Genomic DNA, 12,592 nt, shown 5'->3' on the forward strand with positions numbered 1-12,592 from the left:
ATCATCTCTTACGCGTTAGCGCGTAACCCTGCTGCAATCTCCTTTCACGCCCGTCACGCTTTCTGACGTTATCTCGCAAGAATGATTTTTTCTGCACAAATGCGTTTACAACCTTTGCCGGGCTTCTGATAACGTGGCGTCAGCAGTCATCCGCCACCTCGGGTGAATCACATTAAAAAAGAGTGTTAAAATGCGCACTCTCAAAATCCTTTTACCGCGTTGCGATTTAAAATGAGCAAAATCAGATGATTGAGTCTACTGACAAGGACTTTACCGCCCATACGCCAATGATGCAGCAGTACCTGCGTCTCAAATCACAGCATCCGGAAATCCTGCTTTTCTACCGAATGGGCGATTTCTATGAGCTGTTTTACGATGATGCGAAACGCGCGTCGCAGCTGCTGGATATTTCGCTGACCAAACGCGGCGCATCGGCAGGTGAGCCTATCCCAATGGCAGGCGTCCCCCATCATGCGGTAGAAAACTATCTTGCGAAGCTGGTCAATCTTGGCGAATCGGTGGCGATCTGCGAACAAATCGGCGATCCCGCCACCACCAAAGGGCCGGTTGAACGCAAAGTGGTACGCATCGTGACGCCTGGCACCATCAGCGATGAAGCGCTGTTGCAGGAACGCCAGGATAACCTGCTCGCCGCGCTCTGGCAGGACAGTAAAGGATTTGGCTACGCCACGCTGGACATCAGCTCTGGCCGGTTCCGGCTTAGCGAGCCGCAGGATCGGGAAACCATGGCGGCGGAACTCCAGCGCACCAATCCGGCAGAATTGCTGTATGCCGAGGATTTTGCCGAAATGTCGCTGATTGAAGGCCGCCGTGGTTTGCGCCGCCGTCCGCTGTGGGAATTTGAAATCGACACCGCGCGCCAGCAGTTAAATATGCAGTTTGGCACCCGTGATCTGATTGGCTTTGGCGTGGAAAATGCGCCGCGCGGGCTGTGCGCTGCCGGTTGCCTGCTGCAATACGTTAAAGATACTCAACGTACCACCCTGCCCCATATTCGCTCTATCACTATGGAGCGCCAGCAGGACAGCATCATCATGGATGCCGCCACGCGTCGTAACCTGGAAATTACCCAGAACCTGAGCGGCGGCGTTGAAAATACTCTGGCTTCCGTGCTGGATGGCACCGTCACGCCGATGGGCAGCCGTATGCTGAAACGCTGGCTGCATATGCCGGTGCGCAATCACGAAACATTACGCTCCCGTCAGCAAACTATTGCCGCGCTGATGGACAGCACCAGTGAACTTCAACCTGTGCTGCGTCAGGTAGGCGATCTGGAGCGTATTCTGGCGCGTCTGGCGTTGCGCACCGCGCGGCCCCGCGACCTGGCGCGTATGCGTCATGCCTTCCAGCAGTTACCGCTACTGAACGAACTGCTTGGCGAAATTGACAGTGAGTATGTGCAAACGCTGCGTCAAAACATGGGCGAGTTCAGCGAGCTGCGCGCCTTGCTGGAGCGCGCCATTATTGACTCTCCGCCGGTATTGATCCGCGACGGTGGTGTCATCGCGCCTGGGTATCATGAAGAGCTGGACGAATGGCGCGCGTTAGCGGACGGCGCAACGGATTACCTCGACCGGCTGGAAATCCGCGAGCGTGAAAAGCTTGGGCTGGATACGCTTAAGGTCGGTTTTAACGCCGTACACGGCTATTACATTCAGGTTAGCCGCGGGCAAAGCCATTTAGTGCCGATGAATTATGTACGCCGTCAGACGCTGAAAAACGCCGAGCGTTACATCATCCCGGAATTAAAAGAGTACGAAGACAAGGTACTCACCTCGAAAGGGAAAGCGCTGTCGCTGGAAAAACAGCTCTACGACCAGTTATTCGATATGCTGCTTCCCCATCTGGCTGAGTTGCAGCAAAGCGCCACTACGCTTGCCGAGCTCGACGTTCTGGTTAACCTCGCCGAGCGCGCGTTAACGCTGAATTATTGCTGCCCTACCCTGAGCGACAAACCCGGTATCAATATTGTCGAAGGACGGCATCCGGTGGTGGAACGGGTGCTTAATGAGCCCTTTATCGCCAACCCGCTGGCCCTGTCCACGCAACGCCGGATGCTGATCATTACCGGCCCGAATATGGGCGGTAAAAGTACCTATATGCGCCAGACCGCGTTAATTGTGCTGATGGCCTATATCGGCAGCTTCGTTCCGGCAACCCAGGCGGAAATCGGCCCTGTCGATCGCATCTTTACCCGCGTTGGCGCTGCGGACGACCTGGCGTCTGGCCGTTCAACCTTTATGGTTGAGATGACCGAAACCGCCAACATTCTGCACAATGCTACCGAACACAGCCTGGTGCTGATGGACGAAATTGGCCGCGGCACCTCTACCTACGATGGCCTGTCGCTGGCATGGGCCTGCGCAGAAAACCTGGCGAACCGGATTAAAGCGTTCACCCTGTTTGCGACCCACTATTTTGAGCTCACCACGCTGCCTGAGAAAATGGAAGGTGTCGCCAACGTACATCTTGACGCCATTGAGCATGGAGACACCATTGCCTTTATGCACAGCGTGCAGGACGGGGCGGCCAGTAAGAGCTATGGCCTTGCGGTAGCGGCGCTGGCCGGTGTACCAAAAGAGGTGATTAAGCGCGCCCGTCAGAAGCTGCGTGAGCTGGAAAACCTGTCCGGCAATGCGTCAGCCACGCAAATCGACGGTACCCAGATGTCGCTGCTTGCCGCGGCGGAAGAAACCAGCCCGGCGGTGGAGGCGCTCGAAGCGCTCGATCCCGATTCGCTGTCGCCGCGTCAGGCGCTGGAGTGGATCTATCGTCTGAAAAATCTGATCTAGGAAGCATCAGCACCCGGCTCGCTAACCGGAGCCGGGTGCTGTTATTAACGCTGACTTTCCGCCAGCAGCGGCGGAACGGTTGGCACCTGCGGCGCATCATCAATATCTTTTTGCGTCATACGAAACGCCTCAGGATAATGCTCGCGGCTGGTGCGGCGAAGGGGCTCGGTATCGCGCCAGGTATAAAGGCAATGCTGACACTGGAATACCGTCCAGACGCCCGGCACCGGGGATTTCGCCATCATTTCAATGTGCTCATCGGCACAACGTGGACAAATCATTTGCTTCTCCTTATTAGCGTGCAGCCCGCATTGCGGTTAGTTTTTCGGCCCAGGCTTTAGTTTCCGGCAGATCCTGAACCGGCTGGCTGTAATGGCCACGATTGTCGGGCGCGACTGGGGTCGTGGCGTCAATAATCAGCTTGTCGGTGATACCCGCCGGGCTTGAGCCGGGATCGAGCTCCAGTACCGACATATTCGGCAGTTGAACCAGGTCGCCAGCCGGATTCACCTTCGACGACAGCGCCCACATCACCTGCGGCAGATTGAATGGGTCAACGTCTTCATCAACCATAATGACCATCTTCACATAGCCCAGGCCGTGCGGCGTGGTCATGGCGCGCAGACCGACTGCACGGGCGAAACCGCCGTAGCGTTTTTTGGTCGAGATAATCGCCAGAAGTCCGTGGGTATACATCGCGTTGACCGCCTGCACTTCCGGGAATTCGGCTTTCAGCTGCTGGTATAGGGGTACGCAGGTGGCTGGCCCCATCAGATAATCGATTTCAGTCCAGGGCATGCCCAGATACAGTGATTCAAATATTGGCCTGGTGCGGTAAGAGACCTTATCGATACGCACGACGGTCATGTTGCGACCGCCGGAGTAGTGTCCGGTAAATTCGCCAAATGGCCCTTCGATTTCACGCTTACGGCTTTCGATCACCCCTTCCAGTATCACTTCCGAGCCCCAGGGCACGTCAAAGCCGGTGAGCGGTGCGGTCGCGATCGGGTATGGGCTTTCGCGCAGCGCGCCCGCCATCTCATATTCCGACTGATCGTATTTCAGCGGCGTGGCACCCATTAACGTAATGATCGGATCGTTGCCGAGCGTAATGGCGATGGGGAGATCCTCGCCGCGTTCTTCCGCTTTATGCAGATGTAACGCGATATCGTGCATCGGCACCGGTTGCAGGCCAAGCTTGCGCTTGCCCTTCACTTCCATACGGTAAATGCCCACGTTCTGCTTGCCGAAATGGCCAGGATCGAGCGGATCGCGGGAAACCACGCAGGCTTTATCCAGATAAAATCCACCATCGCCATCGTTGAGGCGAAACAGCGGCAAAATATCAAACAGGTTAATCGCATCGCCATCCACGCTATTTTCCGCCCATGCGGGGTTTTCACGGCGCTCTGGCGCAACCGGGAAGTTATCCCAGCGGCGAATAAATTCGTCGATCTGTTTTTTGACCGGAGTGTTCGGCGGCAATCCCATAGAAATGGCGTGGTTCTGCCAGGAGCCGATGGTGTTCATTGCCACACGGGCATCCGTAAAGCCGCGGATATTATCGAACCACAGCGCGGGAGCGCCATCGCCGATGCGGCCAGTCGCGTTAGCTGCTGCCGCTAAATCGGGTTCCGCATTAACTTCTTCGCTAATTTTCAGCAGTTGCCCCTGCTCATCAAGCGCCTGCAAAAAACTGCGTAAATCATCAAAAGCCATATTCTTTCTCCTGTGAACAATTCTCTGCCGCCTGCAATCCTTCCCAACGTCGCGCTTTGTGATGCTCAAGACCAAACTGATCGAGGACGCGCGTAACAATATGCTGCGTGATGTCATCGACGGATTGCGGATGGTTGTAATACGCGGGCATGGGCGGCACCATGGCCACACCCATGCGGGACAGCGCCAGCATGTTTTCCAGATGAATAGTGCTGAGCGGCGTTTCGCGCGGCACCAGCACTAGCTTGCGCCCTTCTTTCAGCACCACGTCGGCGGCACGTCCAACCAGACCATCTGCATAGCCGGCGCGAATGCCTGCCAGCGTTTTCATGCTGCAAGGAATGACAATCATGCCGTCGGTGCGAAAGGAACCCGACGAAATGACCGCAGCCTGGTCGGCTGAATGATGAGTAACATCCGCCAGTGCAGCCACCTCCCGCGCGGTATACGGCGTTTCCAGCTCGATGGTGGTTTTCGCCCATCTCGACATCACCAGATGCGTTTCAATTTCCGGCATATCGTGCAGTGCTTTTAACAGGGCTACGCCCAACGGAGCGCCTGTGGCACCGGTCATTCCAACAATTAATCTCATTACGCCTCGCCATATCGTTCGTGTACGAACGATATGGAATTTACGCCGGGCATTCTGCCAACGCAAGCGCGATCGTTGGCCTGCGCATTTTTAGTCAACGAAACACGCATTAAAAATGGGTGGGTTAGCGGCTATGATAGAAAAGAACTTTTACAACGGAGCTTTCATGGAGCTGAGACACGAGGCGTTTCACCTGTTGCGCCAGCTTTTCCAACAGCATACGTCGCGCTGGCAGCAGGCCATGCCGGAGCTAACGAAACCACAATATGCGGTTATGCGCGCCATCGCCGAACATCCAGGTATAGAACAAGTGGCGCTGACCGAAGTCGCCGTCAGTACCAAAGCGACGCTCGCCGAGATGCTCAACCGAATGGAAATGCGCGGCCTGGTACGCCGGGAACCCGATCCGCAGGACAAACGACGGCGGTTCGTCTTTCTCACCGCTGAAGGAAATGCGCTGCTGAATAACTGTTTGCCCGTCGGTGCGGGTGTGGATGACGCATTTCTGGGAAAGTTAAGCATGCAGGAACGAAAACAGCTGGGCGAGCTGATCCGCAAGATGATGGACTAACGCGCAAGAACAAATCCAAACGCCAAAAATGAAAAAGGCCAGTCCTGAGACTGGCCTTTCTGAATAGCATGATGCTTATTCGCGGAACAGCGCTTCGATGTTCAGACCCTGAGTCTGAAGAATTTCACGCAGACGGCGCAAACCTTCAACCTGAATCTGACGTACACGCTCGCGAGTCAGGCCGATTTCACGACCCACATCCTCAAGCGTTGCTGCTTCATAGCCCAGCAGGCCGAAGCGACGCGCCAACACTTCACGCTGTTTGGCGTTCAGTTCGAACAGCCATTTGACGATACTTTGTTTCATGTCATCGTCTTGCGTGGTGTCTTCCGGGCCGTTGTCTTTTTCATCAGCCAGGATGTCCAGCAGCGCTTTCTCTGAGTCGCCACCCAGTGGGGTGTCAACAGAGGTAATGCGCTCGTTGAGACGCAGCATACGGCTTACGTCATCAACCGGTTTATCCAACTGCTCGGCAATCTCTTCCGCGCTGGGCTCGTGGTCCAGCTTGTGGGAAAGTTCACGCGCAGTACGCAGATAAACGTTCAACTCTTTAACGATGTGAATCGGCAGACGAATGGTACGGGTTTGATTCATGATCGCCCGTTCAATCGTTTGACGAATCCACCATGTTGCGTAGGTTGAGAATCTGAACCCACGTTCAGGGTCAAATTTCTCGACAGCGCGAATCAGCCCCAGGTTGCCCTCTTCAATCAGATCCAGCAAAGCCAGACCACGATTGCTGTAGCGACGAGCAATTTTTACCACCAGACGCAGGTTACTTTCGATCATGCGACGGCGGGAGGCGACATCACCACGCAAAGCGCGGCGCGCGAAATAGACTTCTTCTTCTGCGGTTAACAGCGGGGAATAACCAATTTCCCCCAGATACAGTTGAGTCGCGTCCAGCACACGCTGTGTTGAACCCTGCGACAACAGCTCTTCTTCAGCTAAGTCGTTATCACTGGGTTCCTCTTCTATTAAGGCTTTTTCGTCAAAAGCCTCTACTCCGTTCTCATCAAATTCCGCGTCTTCATTTAAATCATGAACTTTCAGCGTATTCTGACTCATAAAGGTGGCTCCTACCCGTGATCCCTAAGCAAAGCGCCTGGCTCAGTTTTCCGAGCGCAGTGGCTATGTGAGCCGTTGCGCCCTTTAAAGCAGAGTGGCAAACCGCTTTACCAAATTATCGCTGCGGTAAGTAACGCAGCGGGTTTACGGATTTCCCCTTGTAACGAATTTCAAAATGCAAGCGTGTAGAACTGGTTCCGGTGCTACCCATGGTAGCTATTTTCTGCCCCGCCTTAACTTCTTGTTGTTCCCGGACCAGCATTGTGTCGTTATGGGCGTAGGCACTCAGGTAATCATCGTTGTGTTTTATGATGATGAGATTACCGTAACCGCGCAAAGCATTACCGGCATAAACTACCCGCCCGTCCGCTGTGGCGATGATAGCTTGTCCTTTACTGCCTGCGATATCGATCCCTTTGTTACCACCCTCATTGGCGGAGAAGTTCTCGATAACCTTGCCATCAGCCGGCCAGCGCCATGTAGAAATCGGCGAACTGGTTGTCGTGCTGCTGACAGTCGGTTCAGTAGAGCTAACCACAGGTGCCGTTACCGGTGCTGTGACAACTGTCCCAGTACTCGGATTGTTCGGCAACATTTTGTTAGCACTTTGTTCACCTGAGGACTCAGAATACGTAATTGTTGGTTTCGACGCAACTACCGTGGTGGAATTTTGTGCAGGTGGCGTAACGATCCCCTGCGCAGTAGCATCGGCCTGGGTAATTGCATTACCGCCAGTGATAGGTGTTCCCGATGCGTTTCCTACTTGCAGCGTCTGTCCAACATTCAAACCGTAAGGGGCCTGGACGTTGTTTCGCTGCGCTAAGTCACGGAAATCATTACCAGTTATCCAGGCAATGTAGAAAAGTGTATCACCACGCTTAACGGTATAGGTGCTACCGCCCGCATAACTGCCCTTCGGAATGTTCCCATATTTACGATTGTAAACAATTCGACCATTTTCTGTACGAACAGGCTCGCTGGGAATCGCCTGTACCTGCGCGGGTTGGGTAACAGGTTGTGGTACCGGTTGGATTTGCGGTGCTGAAACCGGCGGTTGCGTATTCATTTTTGGCGGCGGGGTAATCAACATTCCGCTACTGGTATTACCGCCGCTGTTGCCGCCGTTAACTGAACTGATCGGCGCTTGTGATTGGTTATTGGATGAACACCCAGCGACCAGGAGTGAAATCAGAGAAAGTGTCGCCACCTGGCGTGCTGTAAATTTATGGCTTCCCGCGCTCATTGTTCCCCCAAAATGATAGTCTTTACTGCTTAAAATGAAGACAACCGTGTCCGGCTATCAGCAAAATGAAAATTCGCCTCACCATACGCTGATAAACCGATAAGGAAACAGGAAAAACTCCTGGTTATGCCAGTTCTCCCCGAACTAAAGGTACGAAGCGAACGGCTTCCACGGTGTCGATAATAAACTCGTCGCCCCGCCGACGAACCCGCTTTAACAGCTGGTGTTCATCACCCACAGGCAAAACAAGAATACCGCCGTCATCTAATTGCGCCATTAAGGCGGCAGGGATTTCCGGCGGCGCTGCTGTGACAATAATAGCGTCAAACGGCGCGCGCGCTTTCCAGCCTTGCCAGCCATCGCCGTGACGGGTTGAAACGTTGTGCAAATCGAGCTGCTTCAGGCGGCGTCTGGCGTGCCACTGAAGCCCTTTGATGCGTTCTACCGAGCAAACATGATGAACCAGATGCGCCAGAATGGCGGTCTGATAACCTGAACCGGTACCAATTTCCAGCACCCGAGATTCCGGGGTCAGCTCCAGAAGCTCCGTCATCCTGGCGACCATATAGGGTTGCGAAATGGTTTGTCCCTGACCGATCGGCAGTGCGACGTTATCCCACGCTTTGTGTTCAAACGCCTCGTCGACGAACTTATCGCGTGGAACCTGAGCCAGCGCTTCAAGCACGCGCTCGTCGCTAATTCCCTGCGCACGCAACTGTTTTAAAAGTGTTTGTACGCGATTACTTACCATTGCCCATCCACTCCCGCACGATCGAGCCAGGTGGAGACAACCTCCTGCGCGCTATAGGCCGTCAGGTCCACATGAAGAGGCGTAACTGAAACATAACCTTCATCAACGGCAGCAAAATCGGTTTCCGGTCCGGCATCGTGCTTTTCGCCGGGGGGGCCAATCCAGTACAACGTATTGCCGCGCGGATCCTGCTGAGGGATCACTTTATCCGCCGGATGACGGCTGCCGCAGCGCGTTACGCGGATGCCTTTAATCTCAGACAACGGTAAATCGGGAACATTGATGTTCAGAATACGGCCAGTACGCAGCGGCTCACGCTCAAGAGCCCGCAGAATGCTACAGGTCACTGCCGCAGCGGTTTCGTAATGCTCAAAGCCGTTAAGCGATACCGCCAGCGCAGGGAAACCGAGGTGACGCCCTTCCATCGCTGCCGCCACCGTACCTGAATAGATAACGTCATCCCCGAGATTTGGCCCGGCATTGATGCCAGACACTACCACGTCCGGGCGCGGGCGCATGAGTGCATTAACGCCCAGGTAGACGCAGTCGGTAGGCGTCCCCATTTGCACGGCGATATCGCCATTAGGGTGTTCAAAGGTGCGCAGAGAAGACTCAAGCGTCAGCGAGTTTGACGCGCCGGAGCGGTTGCGATCGGGTGCGACAACCTGCACCTCGGCGAATTCGCGCAAGGCTTTTGCCAGGGTTTGGATCCCCGGCGCATGGATTCCATCATCGTTACTCAGCAATATCCGCATAATCACCCGACGTTGTTATCAATTCCCTTACTACACTGGTGGCAAAACTCCCCGCAGGCAACCAAAAACGCACTTCCACGGTGGCGTCATCCCGCCAGGCCCAGCTCATTGACTGAGGAAACATCAGCATCGCGCGCCGGGCGGCCTCTACTTTCTCACGCATTAATAAAGCCTGTAAATCCGCCTCATGTGCAATGTACTGCTGCTCGTTTTCCAGCGCCTGGCCCACGGTTCCCCACTCGCCGCTGCCCGGCAGCGCCGCTGTGATTAGCAGTTCATGATTATCCACACGCGTCTGGAGCGTCGGCAGCTCTTCCTGCGTCGCCACAAACCAGCTTCCGCGCCCCGCTAATTGTAGCGCATCGCCGTCAACAACTTGATTAAAGTCTGTTTTTTTAAGCCGCTCGCTAACCAGCTGATTAAACAACGCGCTGCGGGCTGCTGACAATGCAAAACTGCGTTTATTGCGATCGCGCAGCGGCTGGTTGTTTTGCGCCCATACCCGAGCCTGAATCAGATTGCTGCCGCCGCGGCCAAAACGCTGCGGGCCAAAATAGTTTGGCACGCCGTCGATTTTTACTGCATGAAGGCGAGTTTCCAGCTCATCGCGCCGGGTAATGTCGCGCAATATTAACGTGAAGTGATTGCCTTTTAATGCCCCGGTGCGCAGTTTGCGCTTATGGCGCGCATACTCCAGCACCTGGCAGCCTTCCAGCGCAAAGCCACTTAAATCCGGCATCTCTTTACCGGGTAAGCGCACGCAAAGCCACTGTTCGGTAACGGCATGTTTGTCTTTTTGCCCGGCGAAGCTGACTTCGCGAGCAGGCACTTTAAGGAACTTAGCCAGCGCGTCCGCCACAAAGCGCGTGTTGCAGCCTTTTTTAACGATGCGCACCAGCAGTTGCTCGCCTTCACCATCCGGCGAGAAGCCTAAATCTTCCACGACCACGAAATCTTCCGGCGAGGCCTTGAGAACGCCCGACCCCTGCGGTTTGCCGTGCAGCCACGTCAGCTGTTCAAAATCCATCAGGCTTTCACCTTCACCAGCAGCGCCACCGCTTCACAGGCGATACCTTCGCCGCGCCCGGTAAAGCCCAGTTTCTCGGTGGTGGTGGCTTTGACGTTAACGTCATCCATATGGCAACCCAGATCCTCGGCGATAAACACGCGCATTTGCGGAATATGCGGCAGCATTTTCGGTGCCTGGGCGATGATGGTCACATCGACGTTGCCCAGGGTATAGCCTTTGGCCTGAATCCGGCGCCAGGCTTCGCGCAGCAGTTCACGACTGTCTGCACCTTTAAACGCCGGATCGGTATCCGGAAACAGTTTACCGATATCGCCCAGCGCCGCCGCGCCTAACAGCGCGTCGGTCAAAGCATGCAATGCCACGTCGCCATCTGAATGGGCCAGCAACCCTTTTTCATAAGGGATGCGCACGCCCCCAACGATCAGTGGGCCTGGGCCGCCAAAGGCGTGTACATCGAAGCCATGTCCGATCCGCATTATGCATTCTCCATCTGGGTTAAACGGGTAAGATAAAACGCCGCAAGGGCAAGGTCTTCAGGACGCGTCACTTTAATATTATCGCCGCGTCCGGCCACCAGTTCGGGATGATAGCCGCAGTGTTCCAAAGCCGACGCCTCGTCGGTGATCGTCGCCCCTTCGTTGAGGGCGCGGATCAGGCAGTCGCGCAGTAATTCAAGCGGAAAGAGTTGCGGGGTGAGCGCGTGCCAGAGGTCGATACGATCGACGGTATGGGCAATCAGCGCTTTTCCCGGCTCGCCGCGCTTCATGGTGTCGCGCACCGGCGCGGCCAGGATGCCGCCGACGCGGCTGTGCGCCGTGATTGCCAGCAGCGCGTCCAGATCGTCAGGATGCAAACAGGGCCGCGCGGCGTCATGCACCAGCACCCATGCGGCACCGTCGGCCATCTTCAACCCCGCCAACACCGAGTCTGCACGCTCGCGGCCGCCGTCAACGCGCATTACGCGCGGATCGCGAGCCAGCGGCAGCGCATCAAACTGCTTATCGGCGGGACTGACGGCCACGATAACGCGGCCCACGCGCGGGTGGCGCAGCAAGCTTGCCACCGCGTGTTCAAGAATAGTGTGGTCACCAATGGTGAGATATTGTTTGGGACAGTCTGATTGCATGCGGCTGCCAATCCCGGCAGCCGGCACCACGGCAATCACGTCCGCACTGGAAGATGCCATGTGTGAAACCTGAGCCTGTTATCGATTATTCTGCCGTGACCCTGCCGCCTGCTTAGACGCATCGGGCACCAGACGAAAGAAAGTTTCACCCGGTTTGGTCATGCTCAATTCGTTACGCGCGCGCTCTTCAATCGCTTCTTGTCCGCCGTTGAGATCGTCAATTTCCGCGAACAACTGGTCGTTACGCGCTTTGAGTTTTGCGTTGGTTGCCTGCTGGGCCGCCACGTCATCGCTGACGCGGGTGTAGTCATGAACGCCGTTTTTACCAAACCACAATGAATACTGTAGCCAGACGACTAATGCCAGCAATAGCAGTGTTAGTTTACCCATTCTGCCCCCTGAAAAACGGCATAATCATCCCATAACTTTCCGTCGGGCACTACCTGGCCCAATCCGACTCCCAAAAAAACAGCGGCAAAATGTACCACATAACACGGCGATTTGCGCCTGTACCTGCGGAGCGGGAGCGGAATTAATAACTCGTTACGCCTGGAAGTATGCCTTAACTTAGCTCATTAGCCAGAGAAACAGTACGCCAAACATTAGCGCGACGGTGGCGATCGTCATCATGCAACTGACAATAAGGCGTCCATCAAGCAAGGAATGGAGCGCAATGCCGATAACAACGGCCACAGGCATCAGCGCCAGGAAAAAAGGCCAGGTATAGAGGAAGAAGAACAGGGTGTTAGAACCATAAAACAGGAAAGGAAAACCCAACGCCAACAACCACGCCAAAAACCCAAGAATAGCCCCAGGGAATGTCCAGGTTGTCTCTTCAGCAGCAGGCGGGACAGATGCCTGCGAGATAATCATATTCGTTGAATTGCGCATACCCGATCCTGTGACCTGACTTGCCGGAAGAGA

At 55.2% G+C, this 12,592-nt stretch carries 14 protein-coding genes; 2 read left to right on the top strand and 12 right to left on the bottom strand.

The genetic code is table 11. The annotated features are described in order from the left end of the window. The first annotated feature begins 245 nt into the window (after positions 1 to 245). Positions 246 to 2,813, top strand: coding sequence for a DNA mismatch repair protein MutS (gene mutS, locus FND52_RS09600; RefSeq protein WP_144130634.1), 2,568 nt, complete (start codon positions 246 to 248; stop codon positions 2,811 to 2,813). 44 nt (positions 2,814 to 2,857) lie between these two features. On the opposite strand, the gene FND52_RS09605 is transcribed toward mutS, so the two are convergent. Genes FND52_RS09605 through FND52_RS09615 form a run of 3 tightly spaced genes read right to left on the bottom strand, consistent with a single transcriptional unit; the run spans position 2,858 to position 5,124 of the window. Beyond that, the gene (locus tag FND52_RS09605; RefSeq protein ID WP_125294882.1) at positions 2,858 to 3,094 is read right to left on the bottom strand and encodes a non-oxidative hydroxyarylic acid decarboxylases subunit D; all 237 of its coding nucleotides are present in this window, start codon (positions 3,092 to 3,094) and stop codon (positions 2,858 to 2,860) included. A 13-nt stretch (positions 3,095 to 3,107) separates the two neighbouring features. Continuing rightward, positions 3,108 to 4,532, bottom strand: a complete 1,425-nt coding sequence (locus FND52_RS09610) for a non-oxidative hydroxyarylic acid decarboxylases subunit C (RefSeq protein ID WP_144130635.1) — start codon at positions 4,530 to 4,532, stop codon at positions 3,108 to 3,110. Next, entirely contained in the window at positions 4,522 to 5,124 is a 603-nt protein-coding gene (locus FND52_RS09615; RefSeq protein ID WP_144130636.1) for a non-oxidative hydroxyarylic acid decarboxylases subunit B, read from the bottom strand. The genes FND52_RS09610 and FND52_RS09615 overlap by 11 nt, the downstream gene beginning before the upstream one ends. Positions 5,125 to 5,290: 166 nt before the next feature. Here FND52_RS09615 and FND52_RS09620 point away from each other — a divergent pair, with 166 nt between their 5' ends. Then, complete coding sequence (locus FND52_RS09620) at positions 5,291 to 5,695, top strand: MarR family winged helix-turn-helix transcriptional regulator (protein ID WP_144130637.1); 405 nt, start codon at positions 5,291 to 5,293, stop codon at positions 5,693 to 5,695. 75 nt (positions 5,696 to 5,770) lie between these two features. On the opposite strand, the gene rpoS is transcribed toward FND52_RS09620, so the two are convergent. From rpoS to FND52_RS09665, 9 genes are all read right to left on the bottom strand, one after another. Further along, the gene (rpoS, locus tag FND52_RS09625; protein WP_002434658.1) at positions 5,771 to 6,763 is read right to left on the bottom strand and encodes an RNA polymerase sigma factor RpoS; all 993 of its coding nucleotides are present in this window, start codon (positions 6,761 to 6,763) and stop codon (positions 5,771 to 5,773) included. 115 nt (positions 6,764 to 6,878) lie between these two features. Further along, positions 6,879 to 8,006 (bottom strand): murein hydrolase activator NlpD, encoded by a 1,128-nt coding sequence (gene nlpD / locus FND52_RS09630; RefSeq protein ID WP_125294886.1) that lies wholly within the window; start codon positions 8,004 to 8,006, stop codon positions 6,879 to 6,881. 124 nt (positions 8,007 to 8,130) lie between these two features. Continuing rightward, positions 8,131 to 8,757 carry a protein-L-isoaspartate(D-aspartate) O-methyltransferase gene (locus FND52_RS09635; RefSeq protein ID WP_125294887.1) on the bottom strand — a complete coding sequence of 209 codons (627 nt, stop codon included), beginning with the start codon at positions 8,755 to 8,757 and terminating at the stop codon, positions 8,131 to 8,133. Continuing rightward, positions 8,751 to 9,512: a 5'/3'-nucleotidase SurE gene (gene surE / locus FND52_RS09640; RefSeq protein WP_144130638.1), complete on the bottom strand. Its 762-nt coding sequence runs from the start codon at positions 9,510 to 9,512 to the stop codon at positions 8,751 to 8,753. Before surE ends, FND52_RS09635 begins: the two co-directional genes overlap by 7 nt. Next, the gene (gene truD, locus FND52_RS09645) at positions 9,493 to 10,542 is read right to left on the bottom strand and encodes a tRNA pseudouridine(13) synthase TruD (protein ID WP_144130639.1); all 1,050 of its coding nucleotides are present in this window, start codon (positions 10,540 to 10,542) and stop codon (positions 9,493 to 9,495) included. The genes surE and truD overlap by 20 nt, the downstream gene beginning before the upstream one ends. Next, positions 10,539 to 11,018 carry a 2-C-methyl-D-erythritol 2,4-cyclodiphosphate synthase gene (gene ispF, locus FND52_RS09650; protein ID WP_125295618.1) on the bottom strand — a complete coding sequence of 160 codons (480 nt, stop codon included), beginning with the start codon at positions 11,016 to 11,018 and terminating at the stop codon, positions 10,539 to 10,541. Before ispF ends, truD begins: the two co-directional genes overlap by 4 nt. Next, positions 11,018 to 11,728: a 2-C-methyl-D-erythritol 4-phosphate cytidylyltransferase gene (ispD, locus tag FND52_RS09655; RefSeq protein WP_144130640.1), complete on the bottom strand. Its 711-nt coding sequence runs from the start codon at positions 11,726 to 11,728 to the stop codon at positions 11,018 to 11,020. The genes ispF and ispD overlap by 1 nt, the downstream gene beginning before the upstream one ends. A gap of 18 nt (positions 11,729 to 11,746) precedes the next feature. Continuing rightward, a complete protein-coding gene (gene ftsB / locus FND52_RS09660) occupies positions 11,747 to 12,058 on the bottom strand; it encodes a cell division protein FtsB (protein ID WP_125295616.1) in 312 nt (103 codons plus the stop codon). Positions 12,059 to 12,235: 177 nt separating this feature from the next. Continuing rightward, positions 12,236 to 12,559 carry a DUF3561 family protein gene (locus FND52_RS09665; RefSeq protein WP_144130641.1) on the bottom strand — a complete coding sequence of 108 codons (324 nt, stop codon included), beginning with the start codon at positions 12,557 to 12,559 and terminating at the stop codon, positions 12,236 to 12,238. Between the last annotated feature and the right edge of the window lie 33 nt (positions 12,560 to 12,592).

This window comes from Atlantibacter subterraneus (assembly GCF_007570865.1).
GTDB classification, from domain to species: Bacteria; Pseudomonadota; Gammaproteobacteria; order Enterobacterales; family Enterobacteriaceae; genus Atlantibacter; species Atlantibacter subterraneus.

Excerpts from the sequence above, each read along its gene's own strand:
- mutS (WP_144130634.1), top strand. The coding sequence starts at position 246 with ATGATTGAGTCTACTGACAAGGACTTTACCGCCCATACGCCAATGATG.
- FND52_RS09605 (WP_125294882.1), bottom strand. The coding sequence starts at position 3,094 with ATGATTTGTCCACGTTGTGCCGATGAGCACATTGAAATGATGGCGAAA.
- FND52_RS09610 (WP_144130635.1), bottom strand. The coding sequence starts at position 4,532 with ATGGCTTTTGATGATTTACGCAGTTTTTTGCAGGCGCTTGATGAGCAG.
- FND52_RS09615 (WP_144130636.1), bottom strand. The coding sequence starts at position 5,124 with ATGAGATTAATTGTTGGAATGACCGGTGCCACAGGCGCTCCGTTGGGC.
- FND52_RS09620 (WP_144130637.1), top strand. The coding sequence starts at position 5,291 with ATGGAGCTGAGACACGAGGCGTTTCACCTGTTGCGCCAGCTTTTCCAA.
- rpoS (WP_002434658.1), bottom strand. The coding sequence starts at position 6,763 with ATGAGTCAGAATACGCTGAAAGTTCATGATTTAAATGAAGACGCGGAA.
- nlpD (WP_125294886.1), bottom strand. The coding sequence starts at position 8,006 with ATGAGCGCGGGAAGCCATAAATTTACAGCACGCCAGGTGGCGACACTT.
- FND52_RS09635 (WP_125294887.1), bottom strand. The coding sequence starts at position 8,757 with ATGGTAAGTAATCGCGTACAAACACTTTTAAAACAGTTGCGTGCGCAG.
- surE (WP_144130638.1), bottom strand. The coding sequence starts at position 9,512 with ATGCGGATATTGCTGAGTAACGATGATGGAATCCATGCGCCGGGGATC.
- ispF (WP_125295618.1), bottom strand. The coding sequence starts at position 11,018 with ATGCGGATCGGACATGGCTTCGATGTACACGCCTTTGGCGGCCCAGGC.
- ispD (WP_144130640.1), bottom strand. The coding sequence starts at position 11,728 with ATGGCATCTTCCAGTGCGGACGTGATTGCCGTGGTGCCGGCTGCCGGG.
- ftsB (WP_125295616.1), bottom strand. The coding sequence starts at position 12,058 with ATGGGTAAACTAACACTGCTATTGCTGGCATTAGTCGTCTGGCTACAG.
- FND52_RS09665 (WP_144130641.1), bottom strand. The coding sequence starts at position 12,559 with ATGCGCAATTCAACGAATATGATTATCTCGCAGGCATCTGTCCCGCCT.